16 protein-coding genes are annotated in these 18,230 nt (G+C 73.1%); 11 read left to right on the plus strand and 5 right to left on the minus strand.

Features of this window, described 5'->3' with window-relative positions; all coding sequences use genetic code 11:
* Positions 1-20 precede the first annotated feature (20 nt).
* The 3 genes from AMK29_RS24750 to AMK29_RS24760 all read left to right on the plus strand — a co-directional run bounded on the left by AMK29_RS24750 (position 21) and on the right by AMK29_RS24760 (position 3,974).
* Positions 21-1,229, plus strand: a complete 1,209-nt coding sequence (locus AMK29_RS24750; protein WP_073817243.1) for a hypothetical protein — start codon at positions 21-23, stop codon at positions 1,227-1,229.
* A 3-nt stretch (positions 1,230-1,232) separates the two neighbouring features.
* Positions 1,233-2,357 carry an SRPBCC family protein gene (locus tag AMK29_RS24755; RefSeq protein ID WP_073816849.1) on the plus strand — a complete coding sequence of 375 codons (1,125 nt, stop codon included), beginning with the start codon at positions 1,233-1,235 and terminating at the stop codon, positions 2,355-2,357.
* A gap of 387 nt (positions 2,358-2,744) precedes the next feature.
* A complete protein-coding gene (locus AMK29_RS24760) occupies positions 2,745-3,974 on the plus strand; it encodes a PP2C family protein-serine/threonine phosphatase (RefSeq protein ID WP_079197112.1) in 1,230 nt (409 codons plus the stop codon).
* A 341-nt stretch (positions 3,975-4,315) separates the two neighbouring features.
* Here the strand turns inward: AMK29_RS24760 and AMK29_RS24770 are convergent, their stop codons facing one another.
* The 3 genes from AMK29_RS24770 to AMK29_RS24780 all read right to left on the minus strand — a co-directional run bounded on the left by AMK29_RS24770 (position 4,316) and on the right by AMK29_RS24780 (position 7,596).
* Positions 4,316-5,302, minus strand: a complete 987-nt coding sequence (locus tag AMK29_RS24770; protein ID WP_073816855.1) for a glutathione S-transferase family protein — start codon at positions 5,300-5,302, stop codon at positions 4,316-4,318.
* Positions 5,303-5,365: 63 nt separating this feature from the next.
* Positions 5,366-6,502 carry a YihY/virulence factor BrkB family protein gene (locus AMK29_RS24775; RefSeq protein ID WP_079197136.1) on the minus strand — a complete coding sequence of 379 codons (1,137 nt, stop codon included), beginning with the start codon at positions 6,500-6,502 and terminating at the stop codon, positions 5,366-5,368.
* A gap of 44 nt (positions 6,503-6,546) precedes the next feature.
* On the minus strand, positions 6,547-7,596 hold the full coding sequence (locus tag AMK29_RS24780; RefSeq protein ID WP_073816858.1) for a GlxA family transcriptional regulator: 1,050 nt from the start codon (positions 7,594-7,596) through the stop codon (positions 6,547-6,549).
* 127 nt (positions 7,597-7,723) lie between these two features.
* On the opposite strand from AMK29_RS24780, the gene AMK29_RS24785 reads away from it, so the two are divergent.
* Positions 7,724-8,647 (plus strand): NADP-dependent oxidoreductase, encoded by a 924-nt coding sequence (locus AMK29_RS24785; RefSeq protein WP_073816861.1) that lies wholly within the window; start codon positions 7,724-7,726, stop codon positions 8,645-8,647.
* Between the two features lie 50 nt (positions 8,648-8,697).
* Here the strand turns inward: AMK29_RS24785 and AMK29_RS24790 are convergent, their stop codons facing one another.
* Complete coding sequence (locus tag AMK29_RS24790; RefSeq protein WP_073816865.1) at positions 8,698-9,651, minus strand: terpene synthase family protein; 954 nt, start codon at positions 9,649-9,651, stop codon at positions 8,698-8,700.
* Positions 9,652-10,108: 457 nt separating this feature from the next.
* On the opposite strand from AMK29_RS24790, the gene AMK29_RS36545 reads away from it, so the two are divergent.
* The gene (locus AMK29_RS36545; RefSeq protein ID WP_158071355.1) at positions 10,109-10,351 is read left to right on the plus strand and encodes a hypothetical protein; all 243 of its coding nucleotides are present in this window, start codon (positions 10,109-10,111) and stop codon (positions 10,349-10,351) included.
* On the opposite strand, the gene AMK29_RS24800 is transcribed toward AMK29_RS36545, so the two are convergent.
* On the minus strand, positions 10,344-10,700 hold the full coding sequence (locus tag AMK29_RS24800; protein ID WP_073816868.1) for a PRC-barrel domain-containing protein: 357 nt from the start codon (positions 10,698-10,700) through the stop codon (positions 10,344-10,346). The genes AMK29_RS36545 and AMK29_RS24800 overlap by 8 nt on opposite strands.
* Positions 10,701-11,161: 461 nt before the next feature.
* Here AMK29_RS24800 and AMK29_RS24805 point away from each other — a divergent pair, with 461 nt between their 5' ends.
* From AMK29_RS24805 to AMK29_RS24830, 6 genes are all read left to right on the plus strand, one after another.
* The gene (locus AMK29_RS24805; RefSeq protein WP_073816871.1) at positions 11,162-12,064 is read left to right on the plus strand and encodes a phosphate/phosphite/phosphonate ABC transporter substrate-binding protein; all 903 of its coding nucleotides are present in this window, start codon (positions 11,162-11,164) and stop codon (positions 12,062-12,064) included.
* Positions 12,064-12,774: a phosphonate ABC transporter ATP-binding protein gene (locus tag AMK29_RS24810; protein WP_073816875.1), complete on the plus strand. Its 711-nt coding sequence runs from the start codon at positions 12,064-12,066 to the stop codon at positions 12,772-12,774. The genes AMK29_RS24805 and AMK29_RS24810 overlap by 1 nt, the downstream gene beginning before the upstream one ends.
* Positions 12,774-13,592 (plus strand): phosphonate ABC transporter, permease protein PhnE, encoded by an 819-nt coding sequence (gene phnE / locus AMK29_RS24815; protein ID WP_107422682.1) that lies wholly within the window; start codon positions 12,774-12,776, stop codon positions 13,590-13,592. Before AMK29_RS24810 ends, phnE begins: the two co-directional genes overlap by 1 nt.
* Before the next feature lie 47 nt (positions 13,593-13,639).
* Positions 13,640-14,401 (plus strand): class I SAM-dependent methyltransferase, encoded by a 762-nt coding sequence (locus tag AMK29_RS24820; RefSeq protein WP_073816881.1) that lies wholly within the window; start codon positions 13,640-13,642, stop codon positions 14,399-14,401.
* 161 nt (positions 14,402-14,562) lie between these two features.
* Complete coding sequence (locus AMK29_RS24825; protein WP_073816884.1) at positions 14,563-17,832, plus strand: type 2 lanthipeptide synthetase LanM family protein; 3,270 nt, start codon at positions 14,563-14,565, stop codon at positions 17,830-17,832.
* 135 nt (positions 17,833-17,967) lie between these two features.
* Positions 17,968-18,168, plus strand: a complete 201-nt coding sequence (locus AMK29_RS24830) for a hypothetical protein (RefSeq protein ID WP_073816889.1) — start codon at positions 17,968-17,970, stop codon at positions 18,166-18,168.
* The last annotated feature ends 62 nt before the right edge of the window (positions 18,169-18,230 follow it).

Below are 18,230 nucleotides of genomic sequence, written 5' to 3' on the forward strand. Positions count from 1 at the left end.
ACCCTGTCGAAGGGATGATCATGCAGGACACGACCAAAGTCGCACTCGCAGCCGCCCTGGCCGGTGGTTATGTACTCGGCCGGGCCAAGAAGGGCCGCATGGCGTTCGCCGTGGCGACCTATGTGGCCGGCCGTCGTTTCGGCCTCGAACCGGGACAGCTGCTGAAGGCGGGCCTCTCCAAGGCCAAGGAGATGCCGCAGTTCGCCGAACTCGGCGACCAGCTGCGCGGAGAAGCCCTCGACGCGGGCAAGCAGGCCCTCAAGGTCGCCGCCGACCGCAAGCTGGCCGACCTCGCCGACTCCCTGAGCGCCCGCACCGCCGACCTCACTCGCTCCGGCGGCGGGCGGGACGAGGACGAGGCCGCGGACGAGGACGAGGAGCCGTACGAGGACGAGGACGAGGAGGAGGAAGAAGAGGAGGAAGAGGAGGACGAAGGAGCGGAACAGGGGGACGAGGAGCCGGAGGACGAAGAGGAAGAGGAGGAGGAAGGGGCGGAGGAGCCCGAGGAGGAAGCCGAAGAGGAGCCGGAGGAACGCGAAGAGGAGCCCGAGGAAGAGGAAGAGGAGCCCGAGGAAGAGGAAGAGGAAGAGGAAGAGGAGCCCGAGGAAGCCGAAGAGGAGCCCGAAGAAGAGGAAGAGGAGCCCGAAGAAGAGGAAGAGGAGGAGCCGGAACCCGAGGAGGAGGAAGGCGAGGAAGAGGAAGAGGAAGAGGAACCGCCGCCCCCGCCGAAGCCCGCCCGTCCGACGTCCCGTGGTCGCGGTGGCAAGTCCGCGCAACGGGAAGGCGGTTCGAAGAAGGCGGCACCCGCCAAGAAGGCTCCTGCCAAGAGGGCAGCACCGGCGAAGAAGTCAGCGCCGGCCAAGAAGGCTCCTGCCAAGAAGGCCGCCGCCAAGAAGGCTCCCGCCAAGAAGGCGCCGGCCAAGAAGGCCCCGGCCAAGAAGTCAGCGGCGGCGAAGAAGTCGGCCCCCGCCAAGAAGGCTCCCGCCAAGAAGGCTGCACCGGCCAAGAGGGCGCCGGCGAAGAAGACCGCGAACGGGAAGCCTGCCGCCAAGTCGGCGTCCCCCGCCAGGAAGAGGGCCTCCAAGAAGTCCGCGGCGGAACCGAGGAAGCGGACCCCCGCCAAGAGCACCGCACGCAAGACGGCGGCCAAGAAGACCACCAGCCGTAGCCCGGCACGCAAGGCGGCCGCCAAGAAGACGGCGCCCCGCAAGCAGTCCGCGCGGAGGTAGGACATGGCAACGTCAGACCGCGACACCGAGAAGAAGGAATCCGGTTCCGGGTTCGACAAGTTGCTCGGCGAGCTGACCCAGTACCTGGGCGCTCAGGCGGACCAACTGGCCGGAAAGGCGACGGACAAGCTCGGTGACATCACCGACCAGCTCTACGACGTCGCCGACAACGGCGGCAAGCTCTCCGACGTCGCCGGAATCGGCGGCCGGATCCTGAAGGGCGACTCGCCGTTGAAGGCCTTCGCGGGCCAGAAATTCGGCAACATCAAGGACAAGGTGACCGAGACCGCGTCCAACCTGTTCGGCAAGGGCAAGGGTCGGAAGGGCGGCGGCGGGAAGATCGTCAACATCGTCGAGGCGATGGACGTCGGTCTGCCGCTGCGCAAGACGTACGACTACTGGACGCAGTACGAGAACTTCAGCAGCTTCGCCAAGGGCGTCCGCGACGTCTCGCGCGACGACGAGACCGGCAGTGACTGGAAGGTCAAGGTCGGCCCCTCCTCGCGCTCCTGGAAGGCCACCGTCCAGGAACAGATACCCGACGAGCGCATCGTCTGGACGTCGGAGGGTGCCAAGGGAAGCACCCGAGGGTGCGTCAGCTTCCATGAGCTCACACCGACGCTGACCCGCATCGTCCTCATCGTCGAGTACCACCCGGCGGGCTTCTTCGAGAAGACCGGCAACATCTGGCGGGCGCAGGGCCGCCGTCTGCGCCTGGACTTCAAGCACTTCCTGCGGTACGTCACGCTCAACACCGACGAGCCGGAAGGCTGGCGCGGCGAGATCCGCGACGGCGAGGTCGTCCGTTCCCACGAGGACGCCCTCGAAGCGGAGCAGGCCGAGGAGGAAGGCGAGGAAGGCGAGGAAGAGGGCGAGGAAGGCGCGGAGGACGAGTACGAGGAGGGCGAGGAGACCGACGAGGAGGACGAGGGCGAGGAGCCGGACGAGGACGGCTACGTCGACGAGTCCGAGGAGGAGGAAGAGGCGGAGCCCGACGAGGAGGGCGAGTACGAGGAGGAGGAGCCCGAAGAGGAGGAAGAAGGCGACGAGGAGGAAGAGCCCGAGGAGGAGGAAGAGGAGCCCGAGGAAGAGGACGAGACCTCGCCTCCCCGCCGACGCCGGCGGTGAGTGTTTCCGGCCCGCTCCCGGCATCAGGAGGTACGCGTGAAGCCCGCCAGACGGAGCCGATCCCTCACTCGCTGGACACCTCCGGCCGTCGTCCGCCGCCTGCTCCTGGGGCTGGCGATGTGGGGGGTGCGCTGGGCCCTCCGGCGGGCGGTGCGCCGGGTGGCCCACCGGGGACCCCCGCCGCAGCCCGGCACACGTGGCCTGAGGAGGCGGTCCCCGCGGGTGGTCCACCGGCGGTGACCCCCCTCGCCGCAACCCGGCTCACACGGCCTGAGGAGGCGACCCGCGGCGAGTCTGCGTAGCCTGATACCCACCCCCCGGGGGGACGGAAGGGCCGCGCAACGCCACCGCGCCGCGAGACGCCTTGAGGAGAGCCGCGGAGGTCGTGTGTCGACGTACGAGGATGTCCTTGCCGGACTGCTTGCCCGCTCCCATCTGCTGTCCGGACGGGAACTCGCCGGCCTCGTCCAGGACGCCGGCCGGCGCATGGGGCTGCGGGGCACGGCCATGTACGTGGCGGACCTCCAGCAGATCCGGCTGGTCGCCCTGCCGCAGCCCGACGCCGGGGCCCAGCCCGCGCTCGACGTCGACACGTCCCTGGCGGGCCTGGCCTACCGCACGCAGCGGATGCAGCGGTCCAGGGACGGCGGGACGGCCTGGCTGCCGATGATCGACGGGGTCGAGCGGCTGGGTGTCCTGATGGTGACGGCGCCCTCGCTGGACGGCGTCGTGCTCGCGCGTGCCGAGGTGCTCGCCGGTGTCGCCGCCCTGCTCATCGTGTCGAAGTCCTCCCACAGCGACCTGCTCGTCGAGGCGGAGCGCACACGGGCGATGACGGTGCAGGCCGAGCTGCTGTGGGCCTTCCTGCCGCCGCGGACCATCGGCACGGCGGACGTCACCTCGTCGGCGGTCCTGGAACCGGCGTACGACATCGGCGGCGACACCTTCGACCACACCCTGGACGACAGTGGCCTGCACCTCACCGTCATCGACTCCATGGGCCACGACCTCGCATCGGGCGGAGCCAGCGCCGCCGGGCTCGCCGCCTGCCGCGCGACCCGCCGCTCCGGCGGTTCGCTGACCGACATCGTCACCTCGATCGACCGGATCCTGGACGAGTGGTTCACCGATCGGCTCATGACCGCCGTCGTCGCCCATCTGGACACCTCCGACGGCCTATTGAACTGGGTCAACTGCGGGCACCCGCCGCCCCTGCTGATCCGCCAGGGCCGGGTCCATCCGCAGCTGCTCGCCCGGGAGCCCGACCTGCCGCTCGGGTGGGGGTTCCTCGCCTCGTCGCCGCCGACCGAGCACACCGAGCGGCTCCAGCCCGGCGACCGGATCCTCCTCTACAGCGACGGAGTCATCGAGGCCCGTTCGCCCGAGGGGGACCTGTACGGCGAGGAGCGGCTCGCCGACACCGTCATCCGCGCCACCGCCGCGGGCGACCCCGCGCCCGAAGCCCTGCGGCGCCTGATCCAGGGCCTGCGTCAGCACCAGGACCACAAGTTGCGCGACGACGCCACCATCCTGCTCACCGAGTGGCACCCCACCGGCCTCGACGCGGAGACGCGCGGCCGGCCCACGCCCGCGCGTGCCGAGGACGTTCGCGGGTAGGCGTCGGTTCGACAGTGACCACGGATACCCGTCAGGAGGGTTCATGAGCACGCCCCCGAACGATCCCGTCCCGCCGAGCCCCACGCCCCCGCCCGGGCCGGGGCCCGGTCCCACGCCGGGGCCGCTTCCGGGGCCCGTTCCCGGGCCCGGCGGCCCCGACCCCGTGCCGCCGACGCCGCCCCGGCCGGAGCCGGAGCCGCCTGTCCCGGGCCCGCCTCCGGACCCGTTCCCGCAGCCCGGCCCGCTGCCCCCGCCGGGGCCGACGCCGGAGCCGGCGACCTGAGCGACTGAGCGACCGCCCCGGTCCGCCCCGCCCGCCGCCCGGCTCCCGGCTCCCCGGCTCAGGTGAGTGACGGCACCCGTTCGGACGGCGGCGGCGGTCCGGGCGGCGTGCCGTCCCCGAACGGCCGCCCGCCGAGCGCTTCCCGCCCGTGCGGCGTGAGCCAGCCCCGGAGGTCCGGGCCCAGGGGGACGATCCCGGTCGGATTGATGTCGTGGTGGACGACGTAGTAGTGCGTCTTGATCTGCTCGAAGTCGATCGTGTCCCCGAAACCGGGCGTCTGGAACAGATCCCGCGCGTATCCCCACAGGGCCGGCAGCTCGGTCAGCTTCTGCCGGTTGCACTTGAAGTGTCCGTGGTACACGGCGTCGAACCGCACGAGGGTCGTGAAGAGCCGCACGTCGGCCTCGGTGATCGTGTCACCGACCAGGTAGCGCCGGCCGGAGAGCCGCTCCTCCAGCAGGTCGAGCCGCTCCCACAGGCTCCGGTACGCCCTGTCGTACGCCTTCTGGCTCCCGGCGAAGCCGCACCGGTAGACGCCGTTGTTCACGTCCCGGTACACGTCTTCGGCCACCTCGTCGATCTCGTCGCGCCACGGCTCCGGATAGAGGTCCGGTGCGCCGTCGCGCCGGTGGGCCGCCCACTGGCTGCCCAGGTCGAGGGTGATCCGGGCGAAGTCGTTGGTCACCACCTCGCCCGTGGGGACGTCCACGATCGCGGGCACGGTGATGCCGCGGGCGTACCCCGGGTCGCGCCGGAAGAACGCCTCCTGCAGCCGCTCGATCCCGAGCACCGGGTCCCGGCCGGCCGGGTCCAGATGGAACGCCCAGCTGCGCTCGTCGTGCACGGGTCCCGCGACGCCCATCGAGAGCACGTCCTCCAGGCCCATGAGCCGCCGGACGATCGCGGCCCGGTTCGCCCAGGGGCACGCGCGTGCGATGACCAGCCGGTAGCGCCCGGGCTCCACCGGGTAGCCGTCCCGGCCGTCGGCCGTGATCCGTGTCGTGAGGTAGTTCCGGTCGCGTTCGTACGCACCGTCGCCGGTCATCGCTGCGATCCCAGCCCTTCTCGTGTGGTCTCCGCGTGGGTGTGGCCCCCGAGCGGGGGCGGCTCACTCGTCACGCAGGGTGCGGACGTCCTCCTCGCTCCACGCGCGGGTGTCGCGCGGCTCGACGTACGGCTCCGCGCCCGGCGGCATGCCACCGGCGACCGCCCGCTGGCGCAGCGCCTCGGCGTCGAACTCCAGACCGAGGAGCACGGCCAGATTGCTGATCCACAGCCAGATCAGGAAGACGATGACACCGGCCATGGTCCCGTAGGTCTTGTTGTACGAGGCGAACTCGGCCACGTACAGGGCGAACCCGGCGGAGGCGGCCATCCAGATCAACAGGGCGACGGCGCTGCCCGGGGTGACCCACCGCCAGCCCCTGCCCTTGGCGTTCGGAGCGCCCCAGTACAGGAGCGCGATCATCATCGTCACGAGCAGGACGAGCACCGGCCACTTCGCGATGGACCACACGGTCAGCGCGGTGTCGCCGAGGCCCAGCACGTCGCCCGCCCGGCGGGCCACGTCACCGGTGAACACGATGATCAGGGCGCTCGCCGCGGCCATGACCATGAGCGCCGCGGTCATCCCCAGCCGGACCGGCAGGACCTTCCAGACCGGGCGGCCCTCGGGCATCTCGAAGATCTTGTTGGCGGCGCGCATGAACGCCCCGACGTACCCGGAGGCCGACCACAGGGCCAGCACGAGGCCGACCACGGCCATGGCGGCTCCCGTGCCCGTGCCGCCCTGCACGTTCTCCACGGCCTTGCCGAGCACGTCACGGGCGGGTCCTGGGGCGAGTTGTTGCAGGGTGTCCAGCACCTTGTCCGCGGTGGACGGTCCGCTGACGCCGAGCAGCGAGACGAGGACGAGCAGCCCGGGGAAGAGGGCGAGCACGCCGTAGTACGTGAGGGCGGCGGCCCGGTCCGTCAGCTCGTCGGCGACGAACTCGCGCACCGAGCCCTTGAGGACCGCGACCCAGGAGTGTCGCGGCAGCTCGGTCGGCGAGTCGGGCGCGCGCTCCTCGACCTCGGGGCCGGGCCCGACGTCCTGCGGCTCCGGTACCGGCGGCGGTCCGCCGTCGGCGGGGGCGGCTTCCGTCGCGTGTTCGGCGTCCGGTGGCCCGTGATCGGCCGGCGCCTCCGTCCGGCGTTCCGCGGCGGCTTCCGTACGGCGTTCCTGGGGGGCGTTGCGATCGACCATGTCGTCGCGGGTACCCGCGACGACGGGGCCTACGCACGGCACCCCTACACCCGTGCCTCCTCCGCGCGCCCCGCCGGGGCGCCCGTGCCGAAGGCACGGCGGTAGGCGGCGGGGGAGATGCCGAACGCCGTCCTCATGTGGACGCGCAGCGAGTTCCCCGAGCCGAGTCCGGCGCGGTGCGCGACCAGGTCGATCGGCAGGTCGGTGGTCTCGAGGAGCTGTTTGGCGAGCTCCAGCCGCTGCGCCGTGAGCCACTGCACGGGTGTCATGCCGACCTCGTCGCGGAACCGGCGGGTGAAGGACCGCAGGCTCATCCGGGCGTGTTCGGCGAGCCGGGCGAGGGTGAGGGGTTCCGCGAGGTGTTCGAGGGCCCAGGCGCGGGTCGCGGTGGTACTGGCCAGGGTGGGTTCCGGGACGGGGCGGTCGATGAACTGGGCCTGACCGCCGTCGCGCCACGGGGGGACGACGCAGATGCGGGCCGCGCGGTTCGCGACCGCGGCCCCGTGGTCGCGGCGGATCATGTGCAGGCACAGGTCGACCCCGGCGGCCACGCCCGCGGAGGTCAGCACGTCGCCGTCGTCGACGAAGAGGACCTCCTCGTCGACCTTGACCCGGGGGTAGGCCCGGCGGAACTCCGGCGCCAGGTTCCAGTGCGTGGTGGCGGGCCGGCCGTCGAGCAGCCCGGCGGCGGCCAGCACGTACGACCCGGAGCAGATCGACACCAGCCGGGTGCCGGGCCGGATGCCGGCGATGGCGGCGGCGACCTCGGGCGGCAGCGGGCCGCCCCGGCCGAGCTCGGGCATGGCGTGCGTGGGCGGGAGGATCACCGTGTCGGCTTCGGCGAGCGCCTCCGGCCCGGCGGCGGGCTGCACGGTGAATCCGGCGTCGCTGAGTACGGGGCCGCCGTCGACCGTGCAGACGGCGATCTCGTAGAGGGCGCGGCCCTCCGCGTCGATGGCGCTGCCGAAGACCCGCGAGGGGATGCCCAGTTCGAAGGGAGGGACGCCGGGGAGGGCGAGCACGGCGATGCGGTGCCGCCTCGACCGCTGCTCCGCGCCCTCGTCCCGCCCGGCTGTCCCACGGAAAGTACTCATGGCCAGATCCTGTCACATAGTGGCCTGGCGGCCAATGCCGCTGCGGGGCGGGATGCCCGATCGTGAGGTGGTCGCCGCCGGCAGGGATCCGGCGGCACGGAACCCGGATACGAAAGAGGCTGACGGTATGCGTGCGATGGTCGTGGAGCAGTGGGGCGGACCCGAGAACCTTGTCGAGCGCGAGGTGGAGCGTCCCGAGCCCGGCCTGAACGAGGTTCTGGTGCGGGTCCACGCGGCCGGCGTCAACCCCGTGGACTGGAAGACCCGCGAGAGCGGGGCGCTCATCGGCTGGGGCGCCGTCCCGGTGGTCGGCTGGGACGTGTCCGGCACGGTGGAGGCGGTCGGCCCCGGCGTGGGGAACCTCCGGCCCGGTGACGAGGTCTTCGGGATGCCGCTGTTCCCGCGCCAGGCGGGCGCGTACGCCGAGTACGTGGTGGCACCGGCCCGCCACCTCGCGCCGAAGCCGGCGTCCCTGACGCACGTGGAGGCGGCCGCGCTGCCCCTCGCCGCCCTGACCGCCTGGCAGGCCCTCGTCGACACGGCGGACGTCCAGCCGGGGGAGCGGGTCCTCGTGCACGCGGCCGCCGGAGGCGTGGGGCACTTCGCCGTGCAGATCGCCAAGGCCCGGGGCGCGTACGTCATCGGTACGGCGAGCGGGCCCAAGCACGACCTGGTGCGCGAGCTCGGCGCCGACGAGGTGGTCGACTACCGCACGGACCGCTTCGAGGACGTCGTCTCCGGCGTGGACGTCGTCATCGACGGCCTCGGAGGGGAGACGGCCGAGCGCTCCATGAAGCTGCTCCGCGCCGGAGGCAGGCTCGTCACCCTGCCGGGCCCGGACGGCGTCCCCGCCGCCCAGGACGGTGTGCGGGCGGTCTGGGTCCTGGTCGAGCCGGACCACCTCGGCCTGCGCGAGATCGCGGCCCTGGTGGAGCGCGGGGAGCTGAGGCCGGTGGTCGACACCGTGCTGCCGCTCGCCGACGCGGCGAAGGCCCACGAGCTCGGCGAGCGGGGCCGTACGACGGGAAAGATCGTCCTGACGGTCGCCTGACCCGGCGCGGCCCGGGGGCGGCCGGTCACGGCACGCGCCGCCCCGCCGGATCAGTGGCCGTAGCGGCCGGTGTCGACCTCCCAGCGGTGGTAGCCGGCGATCCAGGCGGCGAGGCCGTCGACGTACCGGTGGGCGGCCTCGCGCGCGTCCGGGGCGAGGCCGAGCAGCTCGCAGATCTCGGGCACCTCGGCCGACAGCTCCACGAAGCGGTCGACCATCGTCTGGGCCTCCCGCATCACCTGGACGGCCGCCTCCTCGGGGGTGCCGCCGCGCTCCTCGCGGACGATCATCACCAGGTTGGCGACGTCGCCCCGGGCGAGCTCCTGGGCGTAGGAGTGCACGTCGTTGGTGAACGACGGTATGTCGGCGGCCAGTTGACGCATCCTGCGGAAGGCCGGGTGGTGCAGCACCTCCTGCGGCAGCTCGAACCGGTTCAGCCGCTCGACCATGTCGAAGAGGGTCTCCATGGCCGCCGTGCCACGGCGCAGCGCCAGGTAGCCCTCCCGGTCCGGAAGCCGGCCGGAGAGCCGGCCGGCCGCCTCGGCCGGGTGGCAGGCGAAATACCACTCCCAGTTGTACGCGGACCGGGCCCGCCACCGAGCCGACATGCCGCGCAGGCTGCGCTCCCAGAGGTCGGCGAAGGCCTGCTCGACCGGGGTGCGGGCGCCGGGTGGAGGGCCGTCCCCGTGCATGAGCGCCGTCAGCCGGGCGCAGACCTCCGCCACGCGCGCGGGTGCCCGGCCGAGGTCCGAGTCGAACCGGTCGTCGAAGAAGAAGTAGAAGCTGAGCAGGTCCGCGGCGAGGACGAGGTCGTCGCCGGCGCAGTAGGGGCTGGTGAAGGCGGCGAGGCGGGGGACGTCCCAACGGGCGTACGCCGTACGGTCGACGACTCCCGCGAGCCCCTCGTGACGGAGCAACCAGTCCTGGTGGTGCGGCGCCACGGATCCCTGGTGCGGATTGCTGCGCGGCGGAAACGGCAGATCGAGCATCGCGGCGTTGAACACGGGAAACCCCCAAGGCGTTTCGACCCCGGGTGATTCCCAACCGCATCCCGGCGCGTTCGAAGCGTACTTGACTTGATCATCCACGACCAGGGACGACGGGGGGTGATCCGCGCACTTCAGGGGTGCCCTCCGGCGCGGTCGCCCGCCGGTCCGCCCGCCCTCCGTGGTCAGTGGGTCGCCCTAGCCTGGGGGGTGTTCGAAGGAGCGCGTGAGGGGGGTGAATTCGTGGGTCGCGCAGGTGCGTTGAGGGTCGTCCTGATCGATGTGAACGACGAGGTGGTGGCGGCCTGGCGGTCCGCGTTCGCGGACACGCCCGGGGTCGAGATCCGGCGGGGCTCCCTCCTCGACGTCGATGTGGACGCGTGGGTGTCCCCCACCAACAAGTCGGGGCGGATGGACGGTGGCGTCGACGCGATCGTGAAGCGGCACCTCGCACGGATTCGCCGACTACGACGAGTTGAGGGCCGCCGTCCTGGGGCAGCTCGCCGACATCGAGGCAGCCGGGCCCACGCGGCGGGTCCGGATCGCCGTGCCGCAGAGCGCGTCGGCGGGGGACCCGCTGGGACTGGCCGGGCTCTTCACCGGCGACGGTGAGCCGTGGCTGCCGTTGCCGGGCGGGTGTCCCGTCAGCGCGGAGGGGCCCGGACTCGTCGAGTCCGGGCCCCTCACCCGCGCCGTCATGGGGCGGCTCCTCAGATGAAGCCGCCGGGGCGGTGGTAGTACGTGCCCAGCTGGTCGCGGTAGTCGGCGTCGCCGAGGTGGGTCTCCTGGTGGAACTCGGGGGAGTCCTTCACCTGCTCCTTGGTGCAGTCGACGTAGATCTTCTGCTCCTGCGGGTCGACGCGGGAGACGATACCGGCGGGGATGAGCACCTCCTTGCCGAAGATCCAGACGCCGGTGTCGACGACCAGATAGGCGTCGCCGACCTCGTCGGAGTGCTTGTCGACCTTGCCGATGCTGCCGTCGGTCGCCTCGACCTTGTATCCGGTCAGGACCGTTCCGGCCAGGTGGCCCGAGGTCGAACCATAGCTCCACGCATGCTCAGTCACGCGAACGACAACTCCTCCGGTGGTGGGGGACGACGAGGTGCTCCCCGTCGTCCTTTCCTTCTCCGTGTCGGACGGACGTACGTCGTGTCCCGCCCACGGTCCGCCTGCCCCGCCCTCGTGTTCTCATGCGCCGGGGACCGCAGGGCCGGCCCAGCAAGCGCTTGTAGATACAGCGAAATGGGCGCCGAACGGGAGTGAGCGTCAGTCACGCCGAGTGACAGGCGTCATCCGGTCAACAGGCAGGTGAACAACCGACTGCTTGTACATACAAGGCCTTGACCGGGGGTGGCGGCGGCTGAAAACGTGCCGTTGCCGGACCGGCATCGGCCACGAGCCCGCCCCTCCCGCTCTTCTTCGCACAGCCTCCCGCGTACCTCCCGCGTATCCGTGGGCGCCCGCCCGCCCGCCGGCTCCGCTCCCTCCTCGGCGTCTCCAGCTCTCACCCACCACCGGAGTCCTCCATGTCCGTCCGCCGCCCCGCCCTCGCCGGCCTCCTCGCCGCCGTCCTCACGCTCACCGCCTGCGGCGGCGGCTCCGGGAAGCCGCACTCCGCCACCTGCCCCGGCGGCAAGATCCGCTTCGGCGTCGAGCCCTTCGAGGACCCCGCCAAGCTGACCCCCGCCGCCAAGGTGCTCGCCGACGGCCTCGGCGAGAGCCTGGACTGCCCCGTGGAACTCACCGTCACCGAGGACTACTCCGCCGAGGTGCTCGCCATGGAGAACGGCAAGCTCGACATCGGCATCTTCGGCCCCCTCGGCTATGTGTTCGCCAGCAAGCGCGCCAAGGCCGAGGCCGTCGCCTCCTTCGGCGACAGCGACGGCAAGCTGTCCAGCTACACCGCCGGCATCTGGGTGCCCAAGGACTCCGAGGTCACCACGATCGAGCAGCTGCGCGGCCACTCCCTCGCCCTCGGCTCGGTCGGCTCCACCTCCGGTGACGCCCTGCCCCGCAAGGCCCTCCTCGACGCCGGCCTGAAGAAGGACGACGTCAAGGTCGCCTACGCCGGCGGCCACCCCGAAGCCCTGCTCGCCCTGGTCAACGGCACCGTCGACGCCGCCGAGATCAACTCCCAGCAGCTCGGCAGCGCCACCGGGTCCGGCACCTTCGACCCGTCGAAGTTCCGCAAGGTGTGGACGTCGGAGCCGATCCCCAACGATCCGATCACCGTCCGCGGAGACCACGACGAGGCCTTCAAGAAGGCCGTACGCGACGCGCTCCTCGGACTCCCCGCCGACAAGGTCGGCAAGATCGGCGCCCTGCTCGACGTCGACCCGCCGGCGCCGCTCGTGGCCGTCGACAGGTCCACGTACAAGCCCCTCTTCGATCTCGCCGAGACGCTCAAGCTCACCGAGAAGGACGTCTGATGCTCGCCCTGACGGGAATCACCGTCCGCTACGGCCGGCGAGAGGTGGTCCACGGCGTCGACATCACCGTCCCCCCGGGTGAACTCCTCGCGGTCCTCGGCGCCAACGGCTCGGGGAAGTCGACCCTGCTGCGCGCCGCCGCAGGCCTCGAACCGATGGCGGCCGGCGAGGTCACCCTCGACGGCGAGCGCTGCGACCCGCTCGACATCGCCATGGTCTTCCAGCACATCCATCTCGTCCGCCGCCGCACGGTCCTCGACAACGTGTGCTCCGGCGCGCTCGGGAGGCTGCCGCTGCGCCGGTCCCTCGTCCCCGCGCTCTTCCCCCGGGAACTGCGCGAGGAGGCCATGGCGTGCCTCGACCGCGTCGGCCTCGCCGACCGCGCCCACGACCGGGCGGGCAGCCTCTCCGGCGGACAGCAGCAGCGCGTCGCCGTGGCCCGGGCCCTGTGCCAGCGCCCGCGTGTCCTGCTCGCCGACGAACCCGTCTCCGCGCTCGACCCCGCCGCCACCGAGCAGGTGCTCGCCCTGCTCGCCGAACTCGCCCACGAGGAACAGCTCGCCGTCCTCGCCGTCCTGCACCAGCCCTCCCTCGCGGCCCGGCACGCCGACCGCCTCGTGGGCCTGCGCGACGGACACGTCGTCCTGGACGGCCCGCCGCGCCAGGACGTCGAGCTGCTCTACCAGCCCGCGATCGTGAAGGCCGTGTGATGACCCTGCTCCACGAGGTACGGCGACTGCCCGTACCGCCCAAGCCGCGCCGCCCGCGGGCCGCGCTGGTGGGATCCGTCGTCACCGCCGTCGTCGTGGCCGCGCACGTGCTGGCCTGGGACGCCACCGAGATGTCCTTCGGCGCGCTCGCCGAGGGCTGGAGCGGCATGGCCGACTTCCTCGCCGAGGCGATCCCGCCCGACCTGAGCTGGGAGGTCCTCCGACCGAGCCTCGACGGCGCCCTGGTGACCCTCTGGATCGGCCTCCTCGGCACCACCCTCTCCGTGCCGTTCTCGCTCGTCCTCGCCCTGCTCGCGGCCCGCGGCACCGCTCCCTCCCCGGCCGTCTACCAGGCGGCACGCTCCCTGCTGTCCTTCCTGCGGGCCGTCCCCGACGTGGTCTTCGCCCTCGTCTTCGTCACGGCGGTGGGCCTCGGCCCCTTCCCGGGTGTCCTGGCCCTGCTGCTCCACAACGTCGGAGTGATGGGCAAGCTGTGGGCGGAGGCCCTGGAGGACGCCGACACCGGCCCCGCCCAGGTGCTGCGCTCGGCCGGCGCGGGCCGGGTGCAGATCGCCGCGCACGCCCTCCTGCCGACGGTGACCCCCCAGCTGATCGGGCTGCTCCTCTACCGGCTCGACGTCAACGTCCGCTCCTCGCTGGTGCTCGGCCTGGTCGGCGCCGGCGGCATCGGCTTCCTCGTCAACCAGTCCATCAAACTGTTCCAGTTCGACGAGATGCTGACCCACATCCTCGTGGTCCTCGTCCTGATCATGGCGGTCGACCGCCTCTCGGCAGCCGTTCGGAAACACCTCTCCTGACCCCGCGCCGTCCCCCGGTCCGGGGACCGACCTGCGACGATCAGGGCATGTCACGAACTTTCGAGGATCTGGTCACCGAGGCGGAAGAGGTCTCGGTGGAGGGCTGGGACTTCTCCTGGCTGCGGGGACGGGCCGACGAACAGCGCCCGTCCTGGGGCTACCAGCGTCTGATGGGCGAGCGGATGGCACGGGCCACCGCCGCGCTGGACATCCAGACCGGCGGCGGAGAGGTGCTGGCCGGGGTGCCGAAGCTGCCGCCCCTGGTCGTGGCCACCGAGTCCTGGCCCCCGAACCTCGCCAAGGCCACCCGACTGCTGCACCCCCTCGGTGCCGTGGTCGTCGCGGACGAGGACGAGCCGCCCCTGCCGTTCGCCGACGCCGCCTTCGACCTCGTGGTCAGCCGTCACCCGGTCACCGTCTGGTGGGAGGACATCGCACGGGTCCTCCGGCCGGGAGGCACGTACCTCTCCCAACAGGTCGGCCCGGCCAGCGTCTTCGAGCTCGTCGAGTACTTCCTCGGCCCGCAGCCGGAGGAGGTGCGCCGCGCACGCCACCCCGACGACGCCCGCAGGGCGGCCGAGGCGGCCGGCCTCGAGGTCGTGGACCTGCGCTCCGAGTCCCTGCGCACCGAGTTCCACGACATCGGCGCGGTGGTCTACTTCCTGCGGAAGGTGATCTGGATGGTGCCGGGCTTCACCGTGGACGCGTATCGCGACCGGCTGCGTGACCTGCACGAACAGATCGTGGGCGAGGGCCCGTTCGTCGCGCACACCACACGGTTCCTGATCGAGGCCCGCAAGCCGGCCTGACCGCACCGGCCCCCCGCCCCCGGCCCCCGCCCCCGGCTCGACCCGGGCGGGATCCGGTCAGGTCGAAAACATGGGGGACCGTCACCCATGTCGCGCACCCCCCGTCCGTACCAGGATCAGGGCAGGCACCGAGCGGTGGGCCGGGCGGCGGAGGAGGGACGATGGCGGCGAGGACGGGACGTGGGCGGGCCGAGGCTTCGCTGTCGGCGGTCGAACGGTGGTGGGAGGCCGGGCAGGTCTCCGGGGACGGTGACGGACGGCGCCCCGACTGGGCCGCGTTCACCGAAGAGGCGTCCGACGCCGCACCCGAGGAGGCCGTCGCCCCGGCGGGGGAGTACCCGGGACTGAGCGGTTTCGAATGGGTCCTCCGGCCCTTCACCGACCGCGCGGGGGAGCGGCTGGAGCGCGGCCTGTCAGCGCGGGCGCGGGATCTCGTGGACATCACCGCCGTACGGGGCGACCTGGAGCGACAGCTCAGCGGCAGGCTCGCCCGGGCCGCGGCACGGACGCTGGTCCTCGAACTGCACGAGGCGCGGACCGCCGAACGCCTCCACGGCGACGACACCCGCGCCCGGTTCCGCGACTTCCTGGGGCGTACGGCGTCCCGGCGCGGTCTGTCGGCCCTGCTGGCCGGACGGCCCGTACTCGCCAGGATCCTCGGACGGGCGGCGCTCGACACCGCGGACGCCGTCGGTGAGGCACTGGAGCGCCTCGCCGACGATCACGCCCGGCTGACCGTCGGCCTCCTGCCGGACCCCGGCGCGGAGCCCAGCGCGCTCGTCGGCGTCGAGACCGGCGCGGGCGACGGGCACCGCGGCGGCCGCAGCGTGCTGCTGCTCCGCTTCGCCGACGGGACCCGACTGGTCTACAAACCCCGTCCGCTCGCCGTGCACCGCCACTTCAACGACGTCGTCACCTGGTTCAACGCCCTCCCCGACGCCCCCGACCTGCGGACCCTGCGGCTGCTCGACCGAGGCGCCTACGGATGGGTGGAGTACGTGGCCGCGCGCCCCTGCGCCACCGCCGCGGAGGTCGAGACGTTCTACGGACGTCAGGGCGCGCTCCTCGCGCTGCTGCACCTGCTCGACGGGACCGACCTGCACCACGAGAACCTGATCGCCGTCGGCGCCCACCCCGTCCTCGTCGACGTGGAGACCCTCTTCCACCCGCCGCTGCCGGGCGCCGCCGCCACGGAGGACCCGGCCGCCCGCGCGCTCCACGACTCCGTGTACCGCGTCGGGCTGCTGCCCCAGCTCCTCGTGGGCGACCACAGCGCCCTCGACGTGTCCGCCGTCGGCGGCGGCCACGAGGCGGTGTCGCCGGTGGCCCGGGCGGACTGGGCCGACGCCGGCACCGACCGGATGCGCCTGGTCCGCAGGGCGGGGACGTTCGGGGAGTCCGCCAACCGGCCCCGCCTGGCCGACGGCGGGCCCGTCGACCCCGGCGCCCACATCGACGCGCTCTGCGCCGGGTTCCGCGCCGGGTACACGGCGATCAGCGCGGCACGGTCGGAACTCCTCCACGACACGGCCCTGTTGACGGCGTTCGACGCGGACGAGGTGCGGGTGGTCGTCCGTCCCACCTGGATGTACGGCACGCTGCTCGACGAGTCGACCCACCCCGACCTCCTGAAGGACGCGGACGCGCGGCAGCGGGTCTTCGAGACCCTGCGGACCGACGCTTTCGGCACCGTCCTCACACCCGGCCTCGTCGCCGAGGAGATCGCCCAGCTCTGGGACGGCGACATCCCGCTGTTCACGGCGCGGCCGGGCCTGAACCTCCTGTGGGGAGCGCCGGAACGGCCGCCGGCCGGCCGGACGGACCTGCCCGGGACCGCCCGCGTCGCCGCGAAGCTCACGGCCCTGGACACGGTCGACCGCCAGGACCAGGAGCGGATCGTGCGCGCCGCCATGGCGACGACCTCCCGCACCCCCGCCCATCGGCCCGCCGCGGGCCGGCGCACCCGTACGGCGGACCGCGCGCCGGAACCCGAGCGGCTGCTCTCGGCGGCCCGGTCCGTCGGGGACCAGCTGGTCTCCCTCGCGTACCGCGAAGGCCGCCGCAGCAACTGGATCGGCCTGGAGCTCCTCGACGACCGCTACTGGCGGATCGGCCCGATGCCCGCGGACCTCGCCGGCGGCTACACCGGACCCGCCCTGTTCCTCGCCCAGTTGGCCGCGCTCACCGGCGTCGCCCACTACGCGGAGGCGGCCAGGACCGCCCTCGCCCCGGTGCCCCGTCTGCTCGACGTGCTGACCGCCCGGCCCGAGGACCTCGGCGCGGTGGGCTCCGGAGCGTTCTCCGGACTCGGCGGCATCGCCTACGCGCTCGGCGAGACGGCGCGCCTGCTCGACGACCCGGAGGTCGGCTCCTGGGCGTCCGCCGCGCTCCGCCTCGCCGGGGCCGCGGCGAGGACCGAACGGGAGTACGGGGTGGGCGCGGGCGTCGCCGGCGGTCTCGCCGCCCTGCTCGCGGCCCACGCGGCGGGTGCCGTCCGGCTCCCGCCGCCACCCGGTGCGGGGCCGGTCGCCGGTTCGGGGGCTCTCCCCGGATCCGTGGGGGCGGCGCGGGAGACCTGGCGGGCCGCGACGGCCTGCGCGGACCGGCTGCTCACCGTCGCCCCCACCGCTGCCGGACGGGGCTTCACGACCGGGGCGGCCGGGATCGGCTGGGCCCTGCTGCGGTTCGCCGAAGCAGCGGGGGCAGCCGAGGCGCCCGGGACAGCGGGGGCAGCCGAGGCAGCGGGGGCAGGCGAGGTCCCGGGAGCGACGGGGGCGGCCCGGGCGCCCGAGGCCGCGGGAGCAACAAGCGCATCCCAAGCGTCCAGGGCTCCCCAAGCGCCCGGAGCCGCCGGAGCCGCCGGAGCCGCCGGAGCCGCCGGAGCCGCCGATGGCCTCGGCCGGGGCCGGGCCGGTGACCGGTACCGGGTCGCGGGTCTGACCGCGCTGCGGGCGGCCGTCGACGGAGGCCACGGGGGTGTCTCCGTCGACGCGCCGGCCGAGGAGCCCGGGGGAGAGGCCGCCCGGGACTCCGCCTGGTGCCGGGGACGCGCCGGCATCGCGCTCGCGGTCCTGGACGCCCCGGGAGCCCTGGACGATCCGCACCTGGCGGCCTGGTCCCGGGAGACCGTCGAGGAGCTGGGCCGGGGCCGGCCGGCCCCCGACGACAGCCTGTGCCACGGCGAGGCCGGACTGTGCGAACTCCTGGGCCACCCCGCCCTCCCGGAGGCACGCCCGCACTGGATCCGCCGGGCCGGATCGCTCCTCGCGTCCGTGGAGGAGACCGGCGCCCGGGGCGGCGCGCCGGACGGCGTGGCACACCCCGGGCTCCTGACCGGCCTCGCGGGAATCGGACACGGACTCCTCCGGGCGGGCTTCCCGGAGCGCGTACCGTCCCTGCTCCTCCTGCGGACGTCCGACCCCGCTCCCTAGCCGGCGCCACGGCCGGCCGCCGGAACGGCCCCACAGAACGCTCCACCCGCCCCACCGCACCACCCCGCACAGCGCTCCACCGCACCACCCGGCACGACCACCACTCCTGCGGACACCAAGGACGAGTGAGGACCCATGCAGATCAGCGACTCGGTGATGTACGTCGACGGCGGCGCCGGCGCGGAGACCTCGGCCCACGAACACCCCGTGGGTGAGGTGACGTTCGGAGCGAGCGGCGCCCTCGGACTGCGCAGCCGGCTGCTCGGGACGTCGGGCCTCGACGCCGCCGCCTCCCTGGACATGCCCTACACCACCGGCACCGTCCCGCTGTCCTGAGGCTGGTTCGATAGAGCCTTCCCGCCGAAGTCGCGTGGATCTCGTCTTGACGGAGCGGCAGG

It is taken from the genome of Streptomyces sp. CB02261 (genome assembly GCF_001905665.1).
GTDB lineage: Bacteria > Actinomycetota > Actinomycetes > Streptomycetales > Streptomycetaceae > Streptomyces.

Bases quoted from the DNA above. Each gene is read 5' to 3' on its own strand.
- AMK29_RS24750 (WP_073817243.1), top strand. From the start codon at position 21: ATGCAGGACACGACCAAAGTCGCACTCGCAGCCGCCCTGGCCGGTGGT.
- AMK29_RS24755 (WP_073816849.1), top strand. From the start codon at position 1,233: ATGGCAACGTCAGACCGCGACACCGAGAAGAAGGAATCCGGTTCCGGG.
- AMK29_RS24770 (WP_073816855.1), bottom strand. From the start codon at position 5,302: ATGACCGGCGACGGTGCGTACGAACGCGACCGGAACTACCTCACGACA.
- AMK29_RS24775 (WP_079197136.1), bottom strand. From the start codon at position 6,502: ATGGTCGATCGCAACGCCCCCCAGGAACGCCGTACGGAAGCCGCCGCG.
- AMK29_RS24780 (WP_073816858.1), bottom strand. From the start codon at position 7,596: ATGAGTACTTTCCGTGGGACAGCCGGGCGGGACGAGGGCGCGGAGCAG.
- AMK29_RS24785 (WP_073816861.1), top strand. From the start codon at position 7,724: ATGCGTGCGATGGTCGTGGAGCAGTGGGGCGGACCCGAGAACCTTGTC.
- AMK29_RS24805 (WP_073816871.1), top strand. From the start codon at position 11,162: ATGTCCGTCCGCCGCCCCGCCCTCGCCGGCCTCCTCGCCGCCGTCCTC.
- AMK29_RS24810 (WP_073816875.1), top strand. From the start codon at position 12,064: ATGCTCGCCCTGACGGGAATCACCGTCCGCTACGGCCGGCGAGAGGTG.
- phnE (WP_107422682.1), top strand. From the start codon at position 12,774: ATGACCCTGCTCCACGAGGTACGGCGACTGCCCGTACCGCCCAAGCCG.
- AMK29_RS24820 (WP_073816881.1), top strand. From the start codon at position 13,640: ATGTCACGAACTTTCGAGGATCTGGTCACCGAGGCGGAAGAGGTCTCG.
- AMK29_RS24825 (WP_073816884.1), top strand. From the start codon at position 14,563: ATGGCGGCGAGGACGGGACGTGGGCGGGCCGAGGCTTCGCTGTCGGCG.
- AMK29_RS24830 (WP_073816889.1), top strand. From the start codon at position 17,968: ATGCAGATCAGCGACTCGGTGATGTACGTCGACGGCGGCGCCGGCGCG.